The sequence below is a fragment of the Flavobacterium notoginsengisoli genome, from assembly GCF_014207905.1.
GTDB classification, from domain to species: Bacteria; Bacteroidota; Bacteroidia; order Flavobacteriales; family Flavobacteriaceae; genus Flavobacterium; species Flavobacterium notoginsengisoli_A.
The window spans coordinates 88,640-113,832 of record NZ_JACHLB010000011.1 but is presented as its reverse complement, the minus strand read 5'-3'; the positions used below and the strand labels follow the sequence as shown (position 1 = coordinate 113,832).

The following is a 25,193-nucleotide window of genomic DNA, read 5'->3' as shown; positions in this document are numbered from 1 at the left end:
TTAGTTAGTTAGTTAGTTAGTTAGTTAGTTAGTTAGTTAGTTAGTTAGTTAGTTAGTTAGTTAGTTAGTTAGTTAGTTAGTTAGTTAGTTAGTTAGTTAGTTAGTTAGTTAGTTAGTTAGTTAGTTAGTTAGTTAGTTAGTTAGTTAGTTAGTTAGTTAGTTAGTTAGTTAGTTTTGATTGTGCTTTTTTGTATTCTTCTATTTGATTTATTCTTTGAAGATTATTTTTATTTTTATTTTGGCCGGCGGTTCGTGTCGCTTTGTCAGAGGATCTGTCGGGATGATGAATCCAGTTAAAAATACAGTCTCAGCAGTGCCTGTTCAGGTGCTGAATTTTTAGAAGAAATAATTCAGGAAATGATTTGTTTTTTGTTGATGAATTTTGCTGGTATTGATAGTGCAGTACCTCGATACATTATGAATTTTGCGACTAAAATGAAAATTTGAAAATAAAAAATAGTTTAATCTTTTGTTATTCAGGTTGTTGTGTTTTGTTTCTGCGGACGAGAACGTTTTTTAACAAAAAAAGTTCCACCCATTTTCCGTATTCTGCACTCTTACTTATAGATTGTGCAGCGTATCGAAGCTGCAGCTTTAGATGCAGGATGAATACATTTTTAGCCTTGCCTGCGCAGACATTAAAATATCCTAAGTGTTAAATGCAGTAATGCGGCCCGGTAAGCATTTGCAGAAGGAACGCTATATGCGAGGGAAGCTCAAAACAGCTGGCTGTAGTCTGCCGATTGGTTCAAGGGGTCGTGACGCCTCAGCGAGATAACCGTATTTAAAGTATATTAATTTTGTATATAGGTTATTTTGTGTTAAAAAAAATATATTTGTAGTATTTATTTGCTTTTTTAATTTTTAAGTGTTTGTTTTACGTTATTAATTTTTTAAAAGAAATACAATGAAAAACCTGACTTTAATTTTAGGAATTTGTTTGCTGATCTCTTGTTCAAATGAGAAGGAAAGTCCGTCTGCCGCTTCAGACGATTACGCCATGAAACTCTTAAGGACACCAGATAAAAGCAATTTCAGTAAAGATCAATGGGAGACGATCGTCCATTATTTGGATAACCATCCAGAAAAAGGCAGTCTTCTAAGTTCTTCTCAAACCAGCAGCAAAGCGAAGCCGTCTGGAAAAATGGCTGCCGTCTCTAATTTGGCTCCGGATGATCCCCTTAATGCGACAGTTGAGCCATGGCAGGGCTCAGTAGATCCTTATGCAAGTGTAGATGTGCTAACTTTTGGCCAGAATTTGTTCAATTTAAGGTATCAATGGACCATCGCGCGTCAAATCGCAGACGTCTATACCATTCAGGCGCGTGAGAACATTGTTGTCGTTGATCTGGGAGAAAGATACATTGGCCCGTACGATAAGAGGGTGCGGATACAAAGCATCACGGAGGGATCTAGTTTTATAGTAGGCGTTCACGGTTCTATTTCGTGGACCCAATTGGACCATGACAATATTCCGGGTCTGTATGGAGCACAATTTTTTGTTTCAGGGCTCTTGAGCGGAATAGGAATCACCAGGCAGATTACTAACAGCAGATATGCTAACATGACAGCTATTCTTCAATCAGGTGGGTACTACAGCAACTTTTAGGAAAATGAGCTTTACGTTTATATTTTTTTTTCTTTCTCTGTTCCACACCGCCTGCACGCCTGCTGGAAGCGATCATGAATCGGGGGTTTACGTAATCACTACTTCCAGTTCAGATCCTCTCGGTAAGCAGCCTGCAATGAAATTTTCTGATGACAGCATCTTCGTGGCAGGTGATCTGGCTATTGAGAAATTGATGCAGACCGATCAGACGCAATTCAATAATGAAAAGGTGATCTTCACGGAATCCGTAGGCACATATAATCTGATAGACCTAAAAAAAGACCAGTTTAAGGATTTGGGAGCATCTTTGAGAAATGAAACAAAAAAAATCCCGTGGCAGGATCTCAAAAATAAAATTCTGGGTTTGAATTTCTATTACGGCTGGTATAGGAATGAGTCCTATGTTGAAAGCAGGGTCGTATATAAAGGAAAAGAGATCAGCAGGGTGGATTTTATCAGCAGTGACAGTAAAATTAAGTACGAACTGTATTTGGACCAGCAGGCTTCCAGCAGCCGGCAGCCGGTGTTTTTCTTTGGAATCGAAGATAAGTTTAAGGCCAGCCTGGTAAAAATGAAAGCCGTCTTTCCGAATAACCAAGGAGTCATTGTGGTAACAAGGGAATACATAAAACTTAAGGAACACGAGGTTTTGAAGAAGATAGCCGACATAAGGAGAGAATAATGCACGTGCAGCAAATCAAATCTCAGGGATGGTGCATGATGGTGTTTTTGATACTGTGCCTCATACTACCGCAAAAATAATTGTGTACTGATGCGGTAAAGAATCAGATGTGGCGGTTAATTATTGCATTTGACTTTTACAGAAAATCAGCTGTTTATAGCAATATCGCATCAAAATTAAAACAGCTTTCAGGCTGTTTTTTTATTTTTATAATATCTTGAATCGAAAAATATGGAGTCAAGCCAGACAAAATGCTGGTGACGTGGCGGCGATGTTCGAAATAAGAGTTAGTTAGCTAGTTTTTTAGATTGGCTTTATTTTTTGATTTGGCCGGTGAAGGGGATGTTGGCTGGAGTTAGTCGTTTATGTAAAAAGGAAGATTGTTTAATTCCTTCTTTTCTTATAGGATTCCTGCAGATCAAGTCGTGCATCATGGGAGTCCAGGATTTTAGGCAGATATTTTTTAAACTGCTGCTCTGCAAGCAGTACAGCATCATTGGTTGAGATTTTCGGCCTGCTGATCTGTCTGTCTTTCAATATCAGTTCTTTTTCTTTCAGCAGTAATTCACTTTAGTATTGATATGGCTATTGAAAGAGTTAAAACAAGAGTTCAGGAAGGCGGACACAATATTGAAACAGATGTTATCAAACGCAGATATAAAAATGGAATCAATAATTTATTTGATATATATTTGCCTATTGTTAATGAGGCGTTGATTTTTGATAATATAGCCATTAAAGCCGAATTAATAGCACAAAAAATATTAGGCAGTGAAACTGAAATTAGTAATGTAACCAAGTTCAATAAGCTCAAAAACACCAAATGATGGGGAGAATATAAAACAACAACAACACCGACTCAGAAGAAAATTATAGAGGCTATGAAAACTGTTTCTGAGAAATTAATTGAGTTTAAAAAGAAAAACAACAGTGATCTGGTTGTGATGAAGGACGGCAGAATCGTAAGGATAAAAGCCAGCTCTTTATAGTTTGATAGTATTAAAATAAGAATAGAAGCTCTCAGAAATGAGGGCTTTTTTGTTGGTTTGTAAAAAGTGGGCGAGCTGTAATAGTTAGTTAGTTAGTTAGTTAGTTAGTTAGTTAGTTAGTTAGTTAGTTAGTTAGTTAGTTAGTTAGTTAGTTAGTTAGTTAGTTAGTTAGTTAGTTAATTATTGTTTTTTATTTCTCTATTCTTTACGGATTGTTTTTAAATGTTGTAGATTTTTGTTATTATTATGACCGGCAATTGTTGCGGTTTTTTTCAGATGACCTGTTTATTTAACAAATAAGATGTACTTCGTTGAAGCGAATGCATAATTAGCAGCTAATTAGGAATTCTAAGATGCCGAATTTATATAATTAAAAAAAAGTGTAAAAATAAATGGAACCCTTATCAATTACTGTATTAGTATATGTATCTGCCAAATTTGTTGATCAGTTCATTACAGACGAAGGTTACGGAAGGTTACGCAAGTTTTTGTTTCCCGTAAAAAGCTACCAAACGAAATTAGTTGCCATAATTTATGCAACTATAAACGAATTTGAGTCCGGAAAATCAATTGATAAAAATTCGGATAAAATTCCATTTTACCATTCCCAAATTTTGTTTGCTGAGCTTAATAAATATACCTTATTTAAGAATTCACCCGCGGATTATAATGCGGTTATAAGCTTATTTGAAACTAATCCAAACATTATCATTCCCAGTACAATCGAGATCATTTCTTTTTATGAAATTTTCACTGAAAAAGTTAAAAATGACAACCAGCTCAAAAAACTATTTATAGAAGAAAATTTTAAAGCCAAAATTTTTAGTCTGGGTGAAGCTGTCAGCAGAGTAGAACGTAAAATTGACACGATAAGTTCAAAGGTTGAAGCTATATATTCTCAAATGAGCTTTGAACCTGACCAGAGATGGTTCAATGAGCAAGCTCAATCATCTATAATTGATCTTGGTAAAAGATATACACCGGACTTAAACGTAAATCTTCATGTATCAAAAATCTTCGAAGGACTGGGAAGAACAGAAGACTTTAAGAAGAACGTAACCAAACAATTTGATAAACTTCTGCTGAAGGGGAAACAACTATTGAAAGGTCGGCCTGAAGTGGATGGAAATCTAAAAAGTTTAGAGCTTGCCTTAGATGGAATAGATAAATTGTTCCATAAAACAGATTTTTTAGGAACCGCTTTAATTCCAATAAGTGAGTTCGACCAGCTGCACCATATAATTTATAAGGATGTGCAGGAAATTTATAATTATTACATAACCGAAGAACGTAAAATACAGAAAGAAAAGAATGATTACAATTACTTTCATGAATATGGTTATGAATTACGAAATATAAGGGAATTTGAGGCTGAGCTTAAGACTTTCAAAAGTTCGCTCCGAAGTTCTTTATTCCAGCTGGCAAATAATCCTTTTCTACTGCTCGATGGCGAGGCTGGAATCGGCAAGTCTCACCTGATTGCAGACATAGTTTCCAGAAGAATACAGAATGGACATGAAAGTGTCTTTCTTCTGGGACAGCATTTCGTCACAGAAGAAGACCCATGGACGCAGATTTTTAAAAGGCTTCAAATTAATTCTAAAGCTGAAGATTTACTAAAAAAGCTTAATGGCCGGGCTGCTGAGTCGGGAAAGAGAATAATTATTTTTATTGATGCTGTCAATGAAGGAAAAGGCAATTACTTCTGGAGCGAGTATATAAAAAGTTTTATTGATGAAATAAAAAAATACAGCTGGCTGGGTCTAGTACTGACTGTAAGGTCTTCCTATAAAAAAATAATCTTTCCTGAAGAAGAAATCTCTGGTCTTGGCATTGTAGAGCATCCTCACTATGGATTTAGGAACATCGAATACGAAGCCAGCAGATTATTTTTTGACAATTACAAGATTGCGCTTCCCAATGTGCCTTTACTGCATCCTGAGTTTCAGAACCCACTTTTTTTAAAGCTGTTTTGTGACGGAATCAACAAGGCTGGATTAACCAGAATTCCGGACGGCCTTCAGGGCATTTCGTCTATTATTAATTTTTTTGTAAAAAACGTAAATTTTGTGTTGTCAAAGCCTAAGAGAGTCGGGTACTCCGACAGCTTAAATCTTGTGCAGAAGTCTATTTATGCTTTAATTAAATGCAAAGTTGACAACCAATTCAACTATATCCCATATGAAATGGCTCATAGGGTTGTGAATGACTCAATTGCCAGTTTTATAGATAAAAAAGCTTTTATAGACGAACTAATTACCGAAGGAGTACTTTCTAAGAACCTTTTTTGGAAAGAAGACAATACTTATGAAGAAGGGGTGTATTTAGCATATGAAAGATTTGAGGACCACCTGACGGTCCAATATTTACTTGAACAAAGCACTGATTTGACAGCGGAGTTCCAAAAAGGAGGCAGACTTTATAATTTTGTGCGAAGTGAAAGTGAAATTTACAGCAATAAAGGACTGGTTGAAGCTTTTTCGATTCAGGTTCCTGAGAAAAAAGGATATGAGTTTTATACGCTTCTGCCAAAGCTTAAATATAAATATCCTGTGGTGGAATCCTTCGTCGAAAGCTTACTGTGGAGAAAGTTCGACACCATAAATAAAGAATCGGAAGAATATGTAAATAAACACGTTTTTTCCTTTATTGGCACGCATGATCTTTTTTGGGAAACAATTCTTGCAGCTACAGGTATCCCAGATCATTATTACAATGCCCGCTTTCTCCATAACCATTTAATGAATTTCTCACTCGCTGAGCGCGATGCGGAATGGACGCAGTTTCTTAAAAATAGATATACCGATGACTCCTCGGTAAAAAGACTTATTGATTGGGCCTGGAATCCGACGGACAAATCACACATTTCTGACGAATCCCTATTGCTTTCCTGCATTGCTTTAGTATGGTTTCATACTTCAACAAATAGAAAACTGAGGGATTGTTCTACAAAAGCTTTGGTTTCATTATTAGAAGAAAGACTCGATGTGCTGCTTCAAATTTTAAAACTATTTGAGCAGGTTAATGATCCATATGTCTATGAGAGATTATTTGCCGTTGCTTACGGATGCGTTGTAAGAACAAACCATAAAAATAAAATTAAAGAAGTCTGTGAGTATGTGTTCAATATCATATTTAATAATCCAAAAGGCGTAATTCCGCACATTTTATTAAGAGATTATGCTAGAGGTATAATTGAATATGCCGATTATCTTGATATCGGTCTAAGTTTTGAATTAACAAAAGTCCGTCCTCCTTATGATAGCAAATGGCCGGAAAATATTCCATCATTGGAAGATTTGGAGCAAAAATATGATAATGAAAAATACCGTCATATATGGAGCTCTGTTATGGGCTTTGGTGATTTTTCAAGATATACAATCGGCACCAATAGTAATATGTCTGAATGGTCAGGCTGTAAATTTGGGGAAATAGCAATTGACAGAAGACAGGTTTTCAAAGATTTTAAAGGCAGGTTAAGTGCGAAACAATTGAAGTTATTGAAGAAACTGAATCCCATAATAACTAAAGATCCTGAAGACGGTTTTATGATAGGAGACGGCGAGATTAAATTTAAAATTGCTGTTGGACGAAAAACGGAAGAGGAATTAGAGGAAATTAGAAATGATTTTAAAAAATCAGTGGCGGGTGAACTGCTTATAGAATATGAGCGGGAAATAGAGCCGTTTTTAGATCACAATCAAAAGATTATAAATACCGGCGAACATTTTGATTTAAGGATTTCACAAAGATTAATACTGTCAAGGGCTATCGAGCTAGGATGGGATCCTGAGCTGCATCTTTCTTTCGACAAAGAAATAGGCACGGGAAGGGGAAGACAAACCAAACCTCATGACAGGATTGGAAAAAAATATCAATGGATAGCGTACTATGAATATATGGCTTTGCTGGCAGATAATTTTATAATGCCGGAAAGGTTGGGGAATGAAACGGAAAAAGCGTATGAGGGACCTTGGGATCCTTACGATAGAGATATCGATCCGACAATGCTGATTAGTGAAACCGGAACTTATGATGATGAAGAGTCGGAGGGATTCTGGTGGGGCAGCAAAAAAAAGTTTGACTGGAGCGGCACTAATCAAGCCTGGGTAAATGACGACTCTGCTCTGCCCCCCATGGAAGATATAATCCAGATAACAGACGATAAAAATCAGCAGTGGCTCATTTTGGAAGGTTATCCTTCATGGTCGGAACAAAAAAAAATTGGAGAAGAAAAGTGGGAACAGCCGCATAAAGAGCTATGGTATCAAGTCAGGAGCTATCTTGTTAAGGATGAAGAATATTCTGCATTTAAGAATTGGGCAGTCCAACAGGATTTTGAAGGGAGATGGATGCCGGAAAGCAGCAGCAGATATGAAATGTTCAGCAGGGAGTACTATTGGTCGCCGGCACAGCGTCATTTTACGAGCGAGTATTATGGGGGCGGGGAATGGAGGAAGGTATACGACAAGAATTCGGGCAATTATGTTGCGCAGGTCAATGTCACAACTGTATCGTTTTTATGGGAAGCAGAAGGTGATCACTCCAAGGATCAGACAATCAGTTTTTTAAAACCAAGCACCGTTCTGTATAATGGAATGGATTTAAAATACAGCAAAAAAGAAGGAGAGTTTGTCAATAACCGCAACGAGTTAGAATGTTTTGCCGCAAACGTCCACCATAATTCGAAGTCCTACCTGCTTGTACGAAAAGATTCTTTTTTAAAATTTCTTGAAGAAAATAATTTGAAGATTGTCTGGACCGTTTTAGGAGAAAAACAAGTAATTGGCGGACATTCTTTCAGAAGAGAATATCCCGGCAGACTGGAAATTTGCGGGACATATTATTTTGAAGATTTAGTTTTTACCGGTAATTTGAGGACCAGAAAGATTTAGGCAATGTGATCGAATTTTCAGCATATACTTTGTACAACCAAATTCTAATAACCATTGGTGATAAAAATGGCAAAAAAAACAACAAGAAATATCGCTTATCATAATGCGCAGCTTCCAGAAGTTGCTTTAAGATCACCAACACAAGTCGAAAAATTACCATTTCCTTATGTTCATTATCCCGAACATTATGGAACGTTTATTTCTTTTTCCGAGCAAAAAAACAGTGAACAATTTCTTTGTTTGTGTTCTCAGCAGGCAGTAATAAATTATTTCGAATTGTCAGAATCTATTTCAGAAGATAAAAAAGAAATTACCAAAACACCCTGGCAGCCACCTTTTCCAAGCTCATATCTGAAAAAAATAAAACCCAAAAACCGTATTGACGCAGTTTTTAAATTTCGACCAAAACTTTGTCATCGCTGCAATATGACAATACCTTCTTTACGATGGTGCCACGAAATGTATGGCGGAAACTTTAAGCAGTATTATGGCTGGTACATTCAATTAAGCTCCTTAAAACTTGGCTTTAATAATTTTAACTTTCTTCCCGACATTTGTCCTTCAGAAGTAATTGAAAAATTGAAGCTGACAAGGAAATTGATGATGGAAAGTACGGCTTTTGAGAGTGAAGAAGAAAGATTATTAGCAGCCAGATATGCCAGGGAATTAGCTAGATTACCTGAAAATGCAGCAAGGACAGAGTTTGGATTCAGGAAAATCGGCGAAGGCTGGATTAGTGAGACGATTCTGTTTCGGTTAGTTACTAATGCTTTTCCCCTTGATGCTATCGAACGAAATATCCGTCCGGATTGGCTTGAAAACTTAGAACTGGACATTTATCTGCCTCAAAGAAAATTGGCATTTGAATATCAAGGTCAGCAGCATTTTCATCCCATTAAGGCTTGGGGCGGGAGCAAGGCATTTGAAAACTTACAAAAACGGGACGAGAAAAAAAGAAATATTTGTTTACAGCTAGGAATCGTTTTAATAGAAATTAACTATACTGAACCATTGACACTTGATTATTTACTGGAAAAAGTAAAATTGCATACCAGTTAATAGAAGCCAGCAGATTGAAAGTAGTGAAACTTTTTTCAGCGTAGCTAAGATATTTTTCCGTCATTGTAAATAAGTGAAGCGGACTTTATTTATTCGACTATTTTCTTTCAAAATTGACCAGATCCAAGCTATATGAATGGATTGTTTTTTTTAAACTCTTTTACTGGCAGTTTTGCTTAGTTTCAAAATAATTTGCTGTAAAACCATAACTTCACTAAAAGTCTAATTAGCAGCAGCATATTTCTTACCTGCATCCAGTGCCTAGCAGACCGTTTAGCAAAGACAGGTCTTTTGAAGCAGCACTGAAACTTTAGCTTCCCGACTTGCAGCTTTAAGCTTATTTTGCTTTTTCTAAGCAGCAGTCTTAAATTGAAATAATTTTTTATTTTGATAGTAACCATAATCATAATTTAAAATATTTACCTGTTAATCATGCAAATATTCAGCTATGTATGATTTATTACGCAGCCGGAGGGATAAGACCTTATAAAATTTATTCTAGTTTTGATGGTTCTCAGCAATATACTGACCGGCCTCTTTTTTATATCTTTCCGAAGTATTTGTAAAGTCTAGTTTCGAATTTATTTTTAAGCCTATTTTATCTCCTATAATTTTACAGAGCAGCTCGAGACTTTTATCCGGTAAAATCCTCTTCTCTTTAAGTGCTTCCACGATGCCTCGAATGGCGCCTTTCCTTCTTTCGCCAATTATTGCACTTCCATCCTGCGTGATGCTTAAATCCTCCAGCATCCTGCTTATGAAAATCTGATTCTCTTTGCTTATCATGTTTTCAAAGGTTGCCTTCATTTCCAATTGCAATGGTTCCTTACGCGTTGGGAGAGTATGTGAAATGGCGATGGTTTCTTTTATAAAATCGGCTTCAATTGTTAAAAATTCCTTGAGCAGGTCCGAGTATTTATTTCTGGTGGGTTCATAATTATATTCCGTTTCTAGATGTCTCAATTGAAGCTCCCGCTGTTTTATTTCCTTGATCCTGCTTTGTAGAAAGATCACCTTGTTTGTGGGCTGCGCATCGTCCAAAATAGCTTGCAGGTTTTTCATGGCGGTGGTAAAAACCTCGGACAGCACTTCCTGAATATTCTTGATATGATAATCAAATGGCAAGCTGTACTTTTGAAAATGAAGGAAAAAATCATCCATGGCTTTTTTTCCTGTTTTATAAAGTTTTTTATTCAGAACCATTTTATTGAGCAGCATGGTAATTTCCGAAACTCCGTAATCCCTTATGTCGTAAATGTTTTTAGTGCCGAACATATCATTATACGCCACCAAAATGTCCCAAGACAGCTCATGTACGATGATAAGCTCTTTAAGATTGGATTCAACTTTCTCCGGATTATTGCTGAAAAAAGAGTTGGTGGTGAAAAAATCTATGAGCACATGTTTTTTGTCATTGGATATGAGCTCCAGCACTCTTTTGTCCTTGATCGCATTTAACTTGGAGCGATTGTTGTCATATAAATTGATCATATAGGATTTTATATCTTTTTCACTGTTGGTTTCGTCATTAATATAATCGCACATAAGATCTGATACCCTTTCGATTTCCTCTTTCGCTTCATTTTCAATCCTATCTAATTCCTTTGGATAATCAGGCAAAACATATTCTTTTTGAATATCAGCCCCTTCAAGAATTTCCTTAAACCATACCGCTATTTTGTCAATTGTCTGAAAAATTAAAATTTCACTGGTGAAGACAGTTACAGGTTCCAGCTCCAGATAGTCTGCCATCGGTTTGATTATGTGGTAATCTGCTTTATGCCAGTGGAACTCTTGATTTTGGTATGTTCTATGATTTTCATGCAGCAAATAATCCTTGTAATTATTTAGGTCAAAATCATCAAAAATGTACATTTTTGAGAGCATATTTTTGATCTCACCTCCATCAGATCCCTTGTAGGCCAAAAGTTGGTCAATAAGCAAGTTTTCCGATTCAATAAACGAGATAGGATTTTCTTTAATCTGACAGTAGTTCTGAATTTTTTTTATCAGCATTGCGCATTCATAGCTAATAATTCTGATAATATTTTCAGTCTGCCATTTTATTATCCTGTAATAATCCCCTTCAGCTAAATTCTGATATTCACCGAAAAACAGGAAAAATCTGCAGACTTCACCATTCATGAACTTCTCATATGAATAGGGAGGTACGCGTTTTACTATCTTCATTATGCTCTTGAGGAGATTGCTTCTGTATTTTCCAAGATATATCGCTTTTTCCAGTTCCCTGCTTTCATCAACATCCAACAGATAAGTCCGGCTTGCATATTGGGAAAGCACCCATTCAGGCGTGCTGCTGTTGTGAATATAGAACGGATAATCTGATTTCTTAATCTCCTTCTTTAAAGCTTTGTATTCTCGGTCAATTAATTTAAGACTTTCGAAATCATCGAGAACCTTGGTACGGGATAAAATATTATCAGCAAATGCCTTGTCGGCTCTTCTTTTTGCCGACTTTAGGATAGTATTGACTTTGATTTTCAGGCTGCTGTCTATTGGTTTTGGAATCATTTTATTTTTTTTAAATTCCTGCTTTCCTTTCAGTTAAAATAATATTGGCTATTAAAAATTAGCGACTCAGATCAATGAACAGATGAAAAAATTCCCTATCGCCATGGAAAGATTTTGCTATCCGCATACTTTTTGTATTGGGAAATTTCGCCGTGAGGTCAACATATCCCCTTGCAGCATCAAATTCGAAATCTTTGGTAAAGGAAGTCAGTGAGGCATCATCCTTGTAAGATTCCCAAGTTTTATCGAAACCGACAGCCGTGCCGGTGTAATAAATAATCATGTAATATCTCTCGACAAAGTCTGCATAGGTTGTAGTTTTCTTTATATGCTTCTGTGTCGAGGTCCGGTTTCTTTTGCCCAGCACCAGAGCTTCCACCAGAGCAATGATATTTCCTCCCGCCCTGATGATAAGGTCAGACTCTCCCGCACCCTTTTTAGTGGGGGATTTCCCAATTCTGGCCTGATCGGAAATTTCCCAACCCCATATCGGCAGCCTAAGTCTTAGAATTGCCAGAAGCAGATCATTGTACTTATCTTCAAAGGTAATCTGACTCAAACCGTCAATTTTCTCTTTAATGATTTTTACTGTCTGGACGAATTCGTTGAGTATGAATTCGTCCAAAACCCTTTTGTCATTCAATTGTGTTGGAACAATCCTTACTAATGATTCAGGGGATAGCGTAAGGATCTGTGAAAAGCTGCCCTGCAGACTGCTTTCAAGTTTTGTAGAGAATGCATCATTGATAAGCATCTCGATTTTTGGCTCTATTTTTTCCGTTAAGCCATTAAGATGCTTTTCGGCATTTTTAATATAATCGTACGCTTTTTCATGATGCCCGCCATCAATATAAAAATTGTAGATAAGAGCAATAATCTCCTGATTATACAGATTGTTTTTGGAAAGCTGGCTGATTATGCTGGCAATTTTAATGGCATCACTTTTAAAATCAAGATGATGCAGATCAATCATATGGATGTGCTGGTCTAATTCATTAAGTCCTTCTTTCTCTTGATTATTAAGAGCAGCTATAGTGTTGTTCCAGGTCTCAGCGGCTTGGCGAAGTAGTTGTAAATCCATCTATGAATCAATTGCTTTAAGGGTTTGTGCGCGATATAACTGAAAAGCATACCGTATGTTTTTGGGGTCATCCGACTGCAGCTCTTGAAATATTTCAATTGCTTTGTCATAGTTCTTGCGGTTATTGATCTCAAATAACGCAATATAATAGTTCTTTAGGTTCCTGCTTTTTTTGTTTTCACCTTGTATTCTGTATTTTTTTTCTGGAATTTCCAGATTTTTTAGTTTGTCATATTGCTTTTGTCTATAAGCAAGAAGAAGATTTATCTCGAACAGGAAGTCTTCTGAATTCTCATATTTTCCTTTAAGCCCTTTATAATGACTTTGGACTTTTAAGAGCAGCTCTTCTGCCAGCTCCCAATGATTCTCAGAGATTATGGCTTCCCTCAAAGCATATTCGAGATCTGTTATCATAAATTTTGAGGCTATATACTTACCAACATCTATTTTACTTATTCGATCAGAGACGATTTCCTGCAGATTTTTTTTCTCAAATATATTGATTGCCGCAAGAAGGCGGGAGATATCGCTGTTCTGCCCGACATAATCTTTGACAAATTTTTCCTGCCTATCAATTGTGAAATAGGCAATACATCTGTATAAGAGGTCAGCCAGATCGATATGGTACGGGAGATAACCAAAACTGCTGTAAAGCTCGTTGAAGATATCAGTTCTGCCATTAAGCATATCTTCTACAGAATAGCAAAGCGCATAGGCTATAATCCATTTTTCGAGCTTCTCCTTAACTGAGTATACCGGCAGACCTTGAATATCATATTCATTTTTATTTTCATTTTCATTTATCTCCAGATATGCAAGCAGCAATAACTTGATATATAGTTTGAGCTTGATAGACTGATCCTTGTTCTGCCTGTCATATTTGTCGCCCTTTTTTAAAAAATTTAGCGAGCCAATAATTTTACTGTCCAGGTTCTCAAGCAATGTCTCTTTCTCCAGACATAATGTAAGGTAACCCCAATCGATTATTTCAAATCCAAACTCGCGTTCAGTTCGTGAAACGGTCACTTTAGTCTTACCTTCATCGTAGATCGCTATGTTAATTTCCTGCACGGTATAATAGTGGACAAGATAATCTTTAATGGCCCCTGTCAGCATGCTGCCGCTATCTTGAAGTGCCATTCTTTGGGCCTTGGTTATCTCTGCCTCCGAACTTCGAAGGTTTATAAGTTTCAGCATTTCAATTCCCAAGCTAGTCCAAGCAGAGTTCATTCGCAGGTAACCGTTATCTGGTCCCTCAGAAAGCAAAATCTGATCGCTGATATATTCTGCCATGACGGGCAGATAAGAAAAAATAATTCTTGGATTCAAAGCAGCGCCGTAGGAATGGGAATTCGAAAGTCTTAATGTGCTTAATTTCTTGATCACGTTTTCAAGTCTTTTTCTGTACAACATATGATCAGTCCTGTTATTGGCCGTCCGCCCGCCACTGGTAAAAACGCTCATGGCCAGATCACCTAGGATTCTAGCTAGGGCAGTTCCTATTTTTTCTTTTTCAGCGCTTATCGATTCTGATTTTTCAAGAAAAACCGTAAACATTTCCATCCAGTATCCATTGATCTCTTCACGATTTTGCGCGTGGTTCCGTTCATTGGAATCGTCAGGCGAAAAATTCTCGTTTATCTTGATTTTATCTATAAGCTGGAAAGCCAGCGGAGCAAGATCCGTGTCGGTGAGCAGGAATGGTATTAGCTGTGGGTAATAAGTTGGAATACGTTCAATACTATTCCATGCCACAATCGGGAGTTCTAAATTCTGAATCAGTTTTAAAACGTTCTCATGTGGATTCGGATGTTCGGGGGTATTTTCTATGATGATATGGAGCAGCAACAGGAAATGGTTTCGAGTGCTTTGAAAGTAAAATATGTCCGGAAAGAGAAATTCGGCACTTTTGATACTTTTAATGAATGAGTAGGCATCGGAATAGTCAAAGGCAATTACAGGAATTTCAAGGGAAGAGCCCCTGTCCATATAATCAGCTGCATTCATCCATATTTTGCTGAATTCAGAGGCAGACTGCTTCAGATCCTGCTGATTATATAAAAATTTTATGGAAAGATTTATTAAGGAAGCACAGCTCCTTTGCGTTAGATAATTCTTCAGGTCTACCGGCCAGAGGCCAGCGGCGCGGATCAAAGAATAATACTGCCTGAAAGACTCGTAGTCGGAAGTTTCACCTCCAAACTCATCCCACAATATAGCGGCAATTTCGGAGCCCAAATGCTGGACGTATTGGTTCGAATCCATCCATTGGTAGCTTTTGGAATCTTTAGTCTTTTCTACGATGCCTTTTTCTAAAAGAAATGCGGTCTTAACTGAGGGATGGCCCTTTCTGACAATTCCGGCAAGATCTTTACTTGAAATCAGCAGCCTTCTATTTAAATAGAATCGGTTGTAATACAATTGCAGAATTTCGATTAGTCCCTTCGACTCTACAGGTATTGTAACGGTTTTTCCATTCTCTCTGTCATGACCAATTCTAAATAAAAAATTTCTTAACCGTTCAGGTATGACCGTTTCCTGATCTGATTCCGTAATCCAATTTATAGCTGTAAAATCGCCGTACTTGATTTTTGTTTTATGTAAGGAGTTGTAAAGCTCTATGGTTTGCATAAAATCTTTCTTTGTACCGTTTGTCAACTGCAACTTTAAGATAATCTTGGAGAGTACGCCGGTTAGATTGTACTTTAAATTTTCTGATTTGATGGCTGAATTTACGTAAAAGGTTCTACTATGGGAATCCTTAGCAACAGTTTCCAGGCGCGAACTCAATGATTTGATCCTTCTATCGGTGGTGTAATTGTCGGGAAATCTCATATTGGATGTTTAAACAATGTTTAGATTTTGTTATTTAATAAGAGATAATCTATTTATCGTTCATCTTATCGGCTTTTATTTTCTGCAATCTACTTTCTTATTAAATCCGGTTAATCGCAATTGTCCGCCTTTTCTTTTACTGTCGTAAGACATGACAACAGACGCGCTTTAACTGCGATCTCTGGCAACATCACTAATCAACGTGGCATTTTGTTCAAAGTCGAATTGCCTTCTCCTTTCCGATATCTAGAATCTCATGTAAAAATAACTTTTTTTGGCTTGCAGAAGGACACAAAGCAATCCCTCGAAAATAACCTTACAGCTATTTGACCGTAATTCGGATAATAATGTTTTTGATAAAACCGATTTCTTAGATCATGTTATTTTTGTTTTGTAAAAAAAAACAAATCTGATTGGCAGCTCTGATTGCTGATCATAATGCGATAGTGTTTGCATTTTCCAATGGAGCAGCCGTAATAAAAAGTGCCACGCATTCAGTAATAGATTTTTATTGTTTTTATGTTTAATTCTCGTGCATTTTTATTATGTGATCAATGTCACTTTCCAGCATTTTATAAATCCAGCCTCTCAGAACGCAATTTTCCTCAAGTTCTGAAGCGCTGATTCCTTCGAATACCTGAACATTATATCGGTAGGACTCTTCGATCTTCAGGAGCCGTTCCATTGAAAAATGTCTGAGGCATATAATTCCATGTTGGGTAAATGCATTTTCTGTTTCCTCAAAACCTTTGTAATACAATCCGAACTCATCTGTCTGCGATCGGCGGTATCCAATATTGCCCCACTTAAGGATATCAGCATCGTGAAGGTAAACAATGTATTCGTGTGGCATACTATTGTAGAATTCAAAAGATTCTTTTAAAGTTGGAAAGTTGTATTCTACAAATTCTTTATAGCACGATTCCAGATGCCTGAAAAAGCTTTTAGTATATTTCTTTGCCTGACTTTCACTGAACTGTATTGTCCGTTTTGTTCTCGAATTCTCCAGTCTTTTCTGTTGATATATTTCTTTAGTTTCCTGTATGGAAAGATCAGGCTCTGGAAGATAATGGCTGTCAATCTGACCGTATCCTTTTTCGATCAGCATATCCACTATCTTTGTCAGTCCCTCAATTGGTGGAACATTTCCCTTTGTTCTATAAGCGGGAATTGGCAGATTTTCTGTTATGGTACGTTCAATAATCTCTTCTAGCTGCTGTTTTGTAATATTTTGGTATTTATGGTGCTCTCTGATTTTAAACATTTTAATCCTTTCTTTCAGATCTAAAAGATCAATAGGGTATATCTGCTGATATCGTGGCATGTAAAAATCATTAATTTTATAGTCATAGTTTAATCTTTTATGATGGTAGTACACTATAGCGGATAGCTTTTCCAATAGCAGTGTTTCCGGGCTTAAGGTAGCAATGGACTCTTTGCCGACTATTTCCCTGAGCTGTTTGTAGATGACCTGCTTCACCATTGTTTCCTGGTTTTTGACCAGTAAGAGGATGTTGCTCATATTGTAGGATGTGGCCCCGGTTTCAAAAAATGGATTGCTATCATAGGGGCCATCAAAAGGATTTCGGAGATCGAGATAAACCACTTTGTCACTACTTTGTTCCGAAACAGGAAAAAAAGCATAACCATCGCCCTTAACTAGGTCTTCCGGCAGAATAATACCGATTTCTCCTGATGTGTAGGGGGTGAACTTCTCTTTGAAGGTCGAAAAGTTTTCATCCAGATAAGAATTATATGCGGCAAGGTAAGAAAGGCATTTGTCTTTCTTAAATTTAGCCAGCGTACTTTTATGGGTTTGGCAGGCATTGTCAACATAAAAGTCAATAGCGCTTTTGCCAATGTGGTTTTTATAGAAATAGGTGAGGAGATCATTAAACTCGTCATCACTTTTTTTATCCAATTTATGAATTTGGAAGCAGATGATGTAATCGCGGATTTTAGAGTAGTAGAATGATACATTGTAGGAATCCTCATTGTTGGATCTGATCAGGATATTTCGGGTGAACAAATCTTCCGGTATTTCCTGGTCCAGGGCGTAGTTTAATCTTTCAACGATATAGTTCACATCTATGCCGTCATCATTATGGATTTCGGTATGAGTATAGGTATGATCCATCAACAGATTTCCAATGGCGGCAAGTGTTCTTGTTCCGGCCTCATATCTGATATCGGTTTCTTCAAGGGTCTGTTTCAGGTATTTTGCGATAAGTTCCCTGTCACTGATCTTTTGAGGAATCTGTTTTCCAGTGTAGACTTCGCAGAATATCTTTAAAAAGAATCCATTCCTTAATTCAGGAAGAAGTTCATTTGAAATGTCACCTTTAAAACCGAATTCCCTCTGATAAAGGGGAAGAATGGCAGTTAATTCTTCGTCAGTGAATTCCGTTAAGTGATAGCCCGGGTTTTCTAAACTGCCGTTATAATTGTGGAAGCTGTTCACTTCCTTATAGAGTTGTGTGGGCTTATTCTTTATTTTCAGAACCGTGCTCCAAACGTTGGATTTGCAGCTGACAATGACCTTTATTTTATCTGCATCTTTTGCAATTAGAGCTATTTCGCTTAATTCCTGCGCGATGTTTGGATTGGTGCTCTCGTCAACGGCATCGATAAAAATTAGAACGTTCTTGCCCGCATAACGACCCAGTTCGTCAAGTTTTTTGAGAGCAATATCTTTTTCTGTCCTGTTGGAAAAAGCGATGTTAAGATCCTGTGCAATACATTCCACGGGAGAAGTAATTATCGCACAATTATAGAAGAAAACAAAGGAGTCCCCCAGTTTTTGCAGTGCCAGGGCACACATTGTGTTAGTTTTGCCTGCCCCAGCGACGCCAACAAGTCCAAAGACCGAATCAGTGGAATTTGTAAAGACTTTGAATGTCTCTGCCAGGTCCTTTCGCTGAATGTATAGTTTTTTTATGAATTTGGCATAGCGGCTGTCGGAATCACCGATGATCATTCCCATTCGGTCATTAACCTGCATTTCGCAGAAGAGCCTCAGGTTTTCAGAAGACATGGCAATGAAGTTTTTTAGAGCTTCATATCTGAGCTTTAAATCCTCGTCTGATGACAACAAGTATCCATTTCTGCAGTAGGCCGATTTTTCTGAAATATTGCCCGACAGCTCTTCTTTGGTAATGGAATCATATATTTTAGTCGAGATTCCGTTGGAAACTATGGTAAAGGGCGCTATTTCATCCAATAGCCTCGCATAGGAAATTCCCTGATCCCTATCCGCATCCGTAAGCTGTTTGGAATCTGCTTTTACCTCAATGACAAAAAGATTCCTGCCATGCCTTTTGATGAGCATATCAGATCTGCCCGTTGCATGCTTGTTTCTTCCCAGGCGTATGGAAAAAGAATCTTCAAAGGTAATTTCCGAGGGATCGATTCCTAAATCTCTAAGATAAGGCAGTAAAATTCTGCCGGTAATGTCAAATTCGCTCATTGGTATTCTAAATGTGGTTAAATTGCTGCGGTGTAGAAAAACAGATATTTAGTAGTTTTTATTGGGTTTCATCAACTACATGCTATGATGAACCAGTTTAATTCCAAATACCTCGCAGTTTTCCCGATAATGGGACAGAATTGAACCATGGGTGGTATACAGCATATGAATTGATGGCGGATCGGCAGGGATTGTGTCTGCAGGCCAATTGGTAAACCCGGTATCTTCAGCCCCGCTCAGCATGGAAAGCTCTCTTCTGAAACCCAGCAGTTCCCTGATGGTACTTTTTTGCAGTGTAGTGTTTTTGCATTCAATGGCAATCAGAATTTCTTCAGGTTCTGGCCTGGACTTGACATCAGGAACTAAGAGGGCAAGGTCCAGCTCATGAAAGTCACCGCGGCGGCTGCCCGGTGCACCTGATCTTCGCGAGCTGCTCAAAGTGGTAAAATAGATATCCATAAAGAGCTCTGCGAATGGCTGGCCTCCCTGTGAAATTTGGAAATAGGGATAGTCACGGCTGATAGGACCTCCTTTCTGTTTAAGTTTCAGATATTTGCCGCTTCCTGCAAGTCTTACCGTTAAATTTTCAACGGTTACCAGTTTTTCAATTACTTCTGCCAAAACAGATGCCTCGTACAGTTTTCCAGTCAGGTCCGAAATATTTAATAGGCCTTTGGAACGCGAAAGGGAAACTTTAGCATGCTTTCGGAGCACGGCTGAAATGTCGTCTTTAATTTGGTCGATTTGCGCTGTTGTCATCTTTGCTGTTATCTGTCATTTAGTAAATTTTCGCGAATCATGCCGAGGCTTTCGTATATCTCCCGGTAATTGGGAAGGCCGGTCAGGTCATACTCTTCCGATTCTCCTGGAAGTTCTACCAAAATGCCTTCAATTTTCTCGCCATCTAGATTTTTATTAATTTTGGCGAGCATTTCACTATAGTTTTCATTGGAGTTGTTTCGAAATACCTCAATGGTCTCGCTAAGAAAATCTATTAGCTGCTGTTCCGGATTAGGATCATTCGCAACCTGCAATCCTTTGGGGTCGTACTCCAATCTTTCCAGCAGTCTCCTGTTGGCTTGCTCTGCAATAGAGGAAAAACCGTGCTCAATAAGCTGGTTTGTTAAAAATATTCTCAGTTCTTGGGCTTCGTCGGGTGTCATATTTTGATAGTCTTAATTTTTAAATTTATACTAGGTTGCAATTTGAAATTTTGGATGCTAACGGCTAATATTTATTTTGTCTTTTTTATTTGGGATATACTCTATGAGGTACTTTTTTTGCATTCAATTTCTGATTATCAAAAATCTAATTCAATATATAAAAGGATTATCGTTTATCTCGATTGCCTTGCTAAAAATTTTCTCAATTATTAATTTATTTGGCTGATAGCCAATAGGTATTATAAGAACGGGCTCAAATTCAAAATTTGCGTTAAGATATAGACATAATTTTAGTTCGAATTAGGTATAAATACCCTTTTTAAGCCCGCTTTGATGCTGGTCTGAAACTTTTTATTAATTCTTATTTTAGTTCTTTAAAATTGTAGTAAAAGAATCAATTGATTTCTCTATTTATTGAAACTGCTTGGAACTAATTTGTTATTCCTGAAGGAGATGCATATTGCAAATTTAGTTATATTTTGAAATTTTATGGCACGCACTTCTCAATATCTCGCATAAATATTCGGCTTTAATTTTTTACCTAAAACTGCAGATGCTAAACTACATGAAGCCCTGAGGGAAAATAAGTAAACTCCCTAGTTATTTTCCCATATATATCATTTCTATAGGTTTCAATTCTTTCTATCCAGTTCCCCTGCTGGTCATATTTGTACTGATATGACGTATTGGTTGTCTTTATGAGATTGTCATGCTGATCATACTCAAATAAATGATCGGTGCCGTAATAGCCGTTAGGGAGCGAAATTTTATCCTCAATCAATAGATTTCTGTCATTATAGAAATAATAATGATTATCGTACGACCCATCATCAAAGAAGCGCATATTCTGGATAAGATTACCATTTTCATCAAAAAACAGCATGGTTCTGCTGGATAATACATTATCTCTGTACAGTATCAGCTCAATTAAGCATCTGCTGCTGTTACCGTATTTTTGAACAAAACCGATTTGATCCCCTATACGCTGTGTCCTGGTATAATATCCTTTTTTACCGTAACCGGAATAGTCATAAACAAATTCTAATCCACTGTTCCTGCTTTTTTCATGCACTATGTTGCCGTCAGTATTATAGTGCACTTCAAAATCCAGATTTGAATGGATTATTGAGCCGTCTTTATGAATGCTGATTTTCAGCTCCTGCTCGGTCCTTACGCCGTCCTTTATTTTGATGTATCTATTGGCCAGATCTGTTTCTTCATCATACTCAAACAATTCAACCGTGTTGGTGTAAGTGTTTGTTTCGGATAGTTTTTTGTGTTTTTTAAAGTCTTTATAGGTTGTTTCAATTACTCCCTGTCCTCCCAGTTCTCTGATGATCTCTTTTTCCCTGTTAAACTCAAAAGAGAAATTATCGCTGCCGTTTTCCATTTCGAATAATTGTGTTTCACCATTATACCCATAAGCGTCCTGCTTGATCAGTTTGACAGAGCCTTTCAGATTTTTAAGCTTATTATGGAAATAGGAGCTTTCCAGCCAGTTAGATGTGTTGCAGTTTTTTTCAAAATAGTCGTTCATTGCGTATTCTTCAGGTTGTGTAATTTTTTATTTAAAAAAAGCAGATCTTGCCTCAATCAGGAGGTTTAGAAATTTAGGTTTAAGTAACTAAAATTTCCACAGAATATGCCATTTATTCTGTGGAAATTTTAAATTTATTATTCACTTGCATGAAATTAAAAGCTGGAAACTGCCAGCTGTATATTTCTTCACATTTTTTTGCGTCCCTAAACTGAAGCGTCGCCGCATTTCTTCAGATCTTCGTTTCTCCCCTGATATTTAACTCTTCTGGTCTGTTGTTCTAATCAAAGTTCTGGTCATGATAATTCTCTGCGTTGACTCACATAACGCGCTGTTATCCGCCCTCTGGCTATCAATCGATTTTTGAGATGATAAACATTAATACCTATTTCTCTTTAAAGATAATCCTTTCAGAGATATGCAGACGTTTTGGTTTTCAATTGAAACGGCTAAAAAGGGCAGCCAAGATAGCGCTGGCTGTCTGCTGCATGCGCATAACTGACTCCATTGCATTCCATCCGCCCTTCGGGACTTATAGCACTCCGCATCCTTTACCGGCGCTTTATCTGTGCTTTCTTTTTTTCCGTTTTTTCTTTTGAAAACAATTTTTTGGACAGGCGGATTTTAAGATAAGAACAAGCATATGATTAATCTTAAAGCAATGAGTTATGAAAGGGGCTGACAAATTTAATACCGCCATTGAGAACTATCTCAATGAAGCCGCGAAGGTTGATGCCGTTTTTGCGCAGCATTACGGCAAAGCTGCCAAAAGCTTGGAGAGCTGTTTCAATTACATTTTCGGCGAGGTCAAAAAGACGGGATGCTGCGGTTTTGATAATCAGGAAATATTTGACATGGCGGTCAAATATTACACAGATGATACAATTGGAGTGCCTGCTCCCATAAAATGCAGAGTGGAAGTGATAAAGCCTGCTGCAAATGATTTGTTCAGCTGTCCTGCGGAAGTGCCGCAGCCTGCTGATGCCGATAATGATGCCGAAGTTTCTGAAAACCGCACTACTGACCAAAGTACAGCTGAAAGCCAAAATAATTTGGATGTGCAGAATACAGCCGATGCACATGTAGATTCTGGAGCGTCGGTAAATAAAGTTGCGGCAGAAGCAGCTTTTTCAAAAAAAGTTGCCGCAGCTAAAAAGTCTAAGTCTGACACCCTAACGCTCTTTGACCTATGATACCGAAAACCATCATCGAAAAGGAGCTGACAGACTTAAGCGGAACACTGCCGCTTATTACGGAAAAAATGCAGCTTTGGGCAGAGAAGAATATCTTTCTCAAATGGGGCGTGCTCTCAAGAGGGAAATTCCACTGCCTTGAATGTGCGCACTCATGGAAGCCTGATGCGCAAAAGGCAGCCTGCCAAAAGTATATGAACTGCACCGCATGCAGAGGGAAACTCAGAATGCAGCAGTACAATCAGGTGCATTTCAAGGAAATAGAATACTGGGCAGCGCTGCATGTCTGCGCAGGGTATCAGGTTGTGCGCATCATCTGTTCGCACAAGGACATGAAAAAGAACTGCCTGCCGACGTTTTACCATAAGGAAGTGATGCAGCATTGGATTAGCGGCGGGGGCGAGGTGCGCACGCTCTCGCTCAGCACCAATGTCTTTTCAAACCATTATGATTCGTGGAAATACTACACCGCCCTTGAAATCCGTCCTGCTAGTTTTCAAAGCGGACAGAAATACCGCATCAATCCCTATAAGGTCTGTCCGACTTCAAAGGCGCTGCCGCTTTTAAAGAGAAACGGATTTAAAGGCTCGTTTTACGGCATTGCTCCGCAGATTCTTTTTGCCGCAATCCTAAAAGACCCGCATGCCGAAACGCTGCTAAAAGCAGGACAGACCGATATGCTCAAACATTATCTGACGGCACATTCGCAGCATGTCAGAGAGAACTGGCAGGCAGTCAGAACCTGCATGAAATACGGTTATAAGATAGCCGATTTTACGATTTGGGAGGACTATATCAGCCTGCTTCGATGGTTTAAGAAAGATTTGACCATTACCGATCTGGTCTGCCCTGAAAATCTGGAGCAGGAACACGACAGGCTGGTTGACAGGAAGCGAAAAATACAGAGGAGAAAACGAATCGCAGAACTGCGCGCCGAAATAGAGCAGTCGCAGCTTGTCTATGAAGAGCACAAGAAGCCTTTTTTCGGCTTGGAGTTTGCAAAGGAAAATTTAAGGATAAACGTCATGGAGAGCGTCCGTGATTTTTTAAACGAGGGGGATGCGCTGCGGCACTGCGTATTTGAAAATGAATATTATAAAAAGAAAAATTCCCTTATCCTGTCTGCCAAATATCAGGACATGCCTGTGGAAACCATCGAGGTGGCGCTTCCTTCATTGGAAGTGGTGCAGTGCAGAGGAAATAAAAATGAGCATTCCCCGCATCACAAAAAGATTCTGAAGCTTCTCAATCAGAACTTGCATCAGATTAAAACTCGCCTCAATACGAAAAAAACAGCTTTAGCCGAAACTTAGGTTTCGGCTTTTTTGTGCCGTCCCGGCGAGCAGACACTCAAAGGCGGGGACGTCTATGAGGCTGTTCGGGTAAGTTTTTGAACGGCTCGGTGCTTTATAAATTTAGAGTTGGCAGACAATCCTAAGTACCTGAATTTTTAAGCCGGTTGTGTAAGGCTCTGTTTTCATTCGAAACGGCTAAAAAGGGCAGCCAAGATAGCGGCAGCCGTCTGCTGCATGCGCATAACGGACTCCGTTTCACTTCAACCGCCCTTCGGGACTTATAGCACTCCGCATCCTTTATCTGCCGCTTGATCTGTGCTTTCTTTTTTTCCGTTTTTTCTTTTGAAAACAGTTTTTAAAGCGAAGCGGATTTAAGGGAAACGGTTCAATCATTTATCAGTAATCGGCATTTATGCCATTAAATTTTAAAGTTATGGAAATTACAGGAAGAGTTACAGCGGATGCTGTAGTGCGCAAAGCAGGAGAAAAAGAGGTGGTTAATTTCAGCATTGCAGTCAATGACCGCTATAAACCCAAAGGAAGTGCCGAGTACAAAGAGGTTACGGTTTATATCAACTGCTCGTATTGGCTGAGCGTGAAAACCGCAGAGTACATCAAGAAAGGAGCGGTGGTTCAGGTGTCGGGAAGAATCGGACAGCATGTGTATATCAACAATGAGGGGAATCCCGTGGGAAGCATCGATTTCCACGTCAATTCATTAAGCATCCTGGTTTTTGTCAAAAGAATTGATGATGACCAAAATGTGGAAAAAGGCAGCGCGAAAAATGCCAAGAGCAGAAAAGCGGCAGGCAGCGCCAATGAGAACACTCCCGACGACCTGCCGTTTTGAAGCCTTA

The 25,193-nt window shown here is 38.2% G+C and carries 15 protein-coding genes; 8 read left to right on the top strand and 7 right to left on the bottom strand.

Annotated features, from left to right (window positions below; genetic code table 11):
- Positions 1–907: 907 nt before the first annotated feature.
- The 5 genes from HNP35_RS22965 (at position 908) to HNP35_RS22945 (ending at position 9,234) form a co-directional block, all read left to right on the top strand.
- Complete coding sequence (locus HNP35_RS22965) at positions 908–1,609, top strand: hypothetical protein (RefSeq protein ID WP_184167928.1); 702 nt, start codon at positions 908–910, stop codon at positions 1,607–1,609.
- 4 nt (positions 1,610–1,613) lie between these two features.
- Complete coding sequence (locus HNP35_RS22960; RefSeq protein ID WP_184167926.1) at positions 1,614–2,291, top strand: hypothetical protein; 678 nt, start codon at positions 1,614–1,616, stop codon at positions 2,289–2,291.
- Between the two features lie 581 nt (positions 2,292–2,872).
- Positions 2,873–3,118 carry a hypothetical protein gene (locus HNP35_RS22955; RefSeq protein ID WP_246453663.1) on the top strand — a complete coding sequence of 82 codons (246 nt, stop codon included), beginning with the start codon at positions 2,873–2,875 and terminating at the stop codon, positions 3,116–3,118.
- 554 nt (positions 3,119–3,672) lie between these two features.
- Positions 3,673–8,175, top strand: a complete 4,503-nt coding sequence (gene avs2 / locus HNP35_RS22950; RefSeq protein WP_184167923.1) for an AVAST type 2 anti-phage system protein Avs2 — start codon at positions 3,673–3,675, stop codon at positions 8,173–8,175.
- Positions 8,176–8,241: 66 nt separating this feature from the next.
- On the top strand, positions 8,242–9,234 hold the full coding sequence (locus HNP35_RS22945; protein ID WP_184167921.1) for a hypothetical protein: 993 nt from the start codon (positions 8,242–8,244) through the stop codon (positions 9,232–9,234).
- A 498-nt stretch (positions 9,235–9,732) separates the two neighbouring features.
- Here the strand turns inward: HNP35_RS22945 and HNP35_RS22940 are convergent, their stop codons facing one another.
- The 7 genes from HNP35_RS22940 to HNP35_RS22910 all read right to left on the bottom strand — a co-directional run bounded on the left by HNP35_RS22940 (position 9,733) and on the right by HNP35_RS22910 (position 21,848).
- Positions 9,733–11,766 carry a hypothetical protein gene (locus HNP35_RS22940; protein ID WP_184167919.1) on the bottom strand — a complete coding sequence of 678 codons (2,034 nt, stop codon included), beginning with the start codon at positions 11,764–11,766 and terminating at the stop codon, positions 9,733–9,735.
- A 58-nt stretch (positions 11,767–11,824) separates the two neighbouring features.
- Positions 11,825–12,847: a hypothetical protein gene (locus HNP35_RS22935; protein WP_184167917.1), complete on the bottom strand. Its 1,023-nt coding sequence runs from the start codon at positions 12,845–12,847 to the stop codon at positions 11,825–11,827.
- Positions 12,848–15,682, bottom strand: a complete 2,835-nt coding sequence (locus HNP35_RS22930) for a hypothetical protein (RefSeq protein ID WP_184167915.1) — start codon at positions 15,680–15,682, stop codon at positions 12,848–12,850.
- Between the two features lie 523 nt (positions 15,683–16,205).
- A complete protein-coding gene (locus tag HNP35_RS22925) occupies positions 16,206–19,148 on the bottom strand; it encodes a type I restriction enzyme HsdR N-terminal domain-containing protein (RefSeq protein WP_184167913.1) in 2,943 nt (980 codons plus the stop codon).
- A gap of 75 nt (positions 19,149–19,223) precedes the next feature.
- Complete coding sequence (locus tag HNP35_RS22920) at positions 19,224–19,907, bottom strand: hypothetical protein (RefSeq protein ID WP_184167911.1); 684 nt, start codon at positions 19,905–19,907, stop codon at positions 19,224–19,226.
- An 8-nt stretch (positions 19,908–19,915) separates the two neighbouring features.
- The gene (locus HNP35_RS22915; protein WP_184167909.1) at positions 19,916–20,311 is read right to left on the bottom strand and encodes a hypothetical protein; all 396 of its coding nucleotides are present in this window, start codon (positions 20,309–20,311) and stop codon (positions 19,916–19,918) included.
- Positions 20,312–20,867: 556 nt separating this feature from the next.
- Entirely contained in the window at positions 20,868–21,848 is a 981-nt protein-coding gene (locus HNP35_RS22910) for a hypothetical protein (RefSeq protein WP_184167907.1), read from the bottom strand.
- Positions 21,849–22,516: 668 nt separating this feature from the next.
- Here HNP35_RS22910 and HNP35_RS22905 point away from each other — a divergent pair.
- From HNP35_RS22905 to HNP35_RS22895, 3 genes are all read left to right on the top strand, one after another.
- On the top strand, positions 22,517–23,041 hold the full coding sequence (locus HNP35_RS22905) for a PcfK-like family protein (protein ID WP_184167905.1): 525 nt from the start codon (positions 22,517–22,519) through the stop codon (positions 23,039–23,041).
- Positions 23,038–24,354 carry a PcfJ domain-containing protein gene (locus HNP35_RS22900; protein ID WP_184167903.1) on the top strand — a complete coding sequence of 439 codons (1,317 nt, stop codon included), beginning with the start codon at positions 23,038–23,040 and terminating at the stop codon, positions 24,352–24,354. Before HNP35_RS22905 ends, HNP35_RS22900 begins: the two co-directional genes overlap by 4 nt.
- Before the next feature lie 415 nt (positions 24,355–24,769).
- Positions 24,770–25,186, top strand: a complete 417-nt coding sequence (locus HNP35_RS22895) for a single-stranded DNA-binding protein (RefSeq protein ID WP_184167901.1) — start codon at positions 24,770–24,772, stop codon at positions 25,184–25,186.
- Positions 25,187–25,193: the final 7 nt, after the last annotated feature.

What these genes read in the sequence shown, in the direction of transcription:
- HNP35_RS22925 (WP_184167913.1), bottom strand. Translation starts at nt 19,148, where the DNA reads ATGAGCGAATTTGACATTACCGGCAGAATTTTACTGCCTTATCTTAGA.
- HNP35_RS22905 (WP_184167905.1), top strand. Translation starts at nt 22,517, where the DNA reads ATGAAAGGGGCTGACAAATTTAATACCGCCATTGAGAACTATCTCAAT.
- HNP35_RS22945 (WP_184167921.1), top strand. Translation starts at nt 8,242, where the DNA reads ATGGCAAAAAAAACAACAAGAAATATCGCTTATCATAATGCGCAGCTT.
- avs2 (WP_184167923.1), top strand. Translation starts at nt 3,673, where the DNA reads ATGGAACCCTTATCAATTACTGTATTAGTATATGTATCTGCCAAATTT.
- HNP35_RS22895 (WP_184167901.1), top strand. Translation starts at nt 24,770, where the DNA reads ATGGAAATTACAGGAAGAGTTACAGCGGATGCTGTAGTGCGCAAAGCA.
- HNP35_RS22900 (WP_184167903.1), top strand. Translation starts at nt 23,038, where the DNA reads ATGATACCGAAAACCATCATCGAAAAGGAGCTGACAGACTTAAGCGGA.
- HNP35_RS22955 (WP_246453663.1), top strand. Translation starts at nt 2,873, where the DNA reads ATGGCTATTGAAAGAGTTAAAACAAGAGTTCAGGAAGGCGGACACAAT.
- HNP35_RS22940 (WP_184167919.1), bottom strand. Translation starts at nt 11,766, where the DNA reads ATGATTCCAAAACCAATAGACAGCAGCCTGAAAATCAAAGTCAATACT.
- HNP35_RS22915 (WP_184167909.1), bottom strand. Translation starts at nt 20,311, where the DNA reads ATGACACCCGACGAAGCCCAAGAACTGAGAATATTTTTAACAAACCAG.
- HNP35_RS22910 (WP_184167907.1), bottom strand. Translation starts at nt 21,848, where the DNA reads ATGAACGACTATTTTGAAAAAAACTGCAACACATCTAACTGGCTGGAA.
- HNP35_RS22935 (WP_184167917.1), bottom strand. Translation starts at nt 12,847, where the DNA reads ATGGATTTACAACTACTTCGCCAAGCCGCTGAGACCTGGAACAACACT.
- HNP35_RS22920 (WP_184167911.1), bottom strand. Translation starts at nt 19,907, where the DNA reads ATGACAACAGCGCAAATCGACCAAATTAAAGACGACATTTCAGCCGTG.
- HNP35_RS22960 (WP_184167926.1), top strand. Translation starts at nt 1,614, where the DNA reads ATGAGCTTTACGTTTATATTTTTTTTTCTTTCTCTGTTCCACACCGCC.
- HNP35_RS22965 (WP_184167928.1), top strand. Translation starts at nt 908, where the DNA reads ATGAAAAACCTGACTTTAATTTTAGGAATTTGTTTGCTGATCTCTTGT.
- HNP35_RS22930 (WP_184167915.1), bottom strand. Translation starts at nt 15,682, where the DNA reads ATGAGATTTCCCGACAATTACACCACCGATAGAAGGATCAAATCATTG.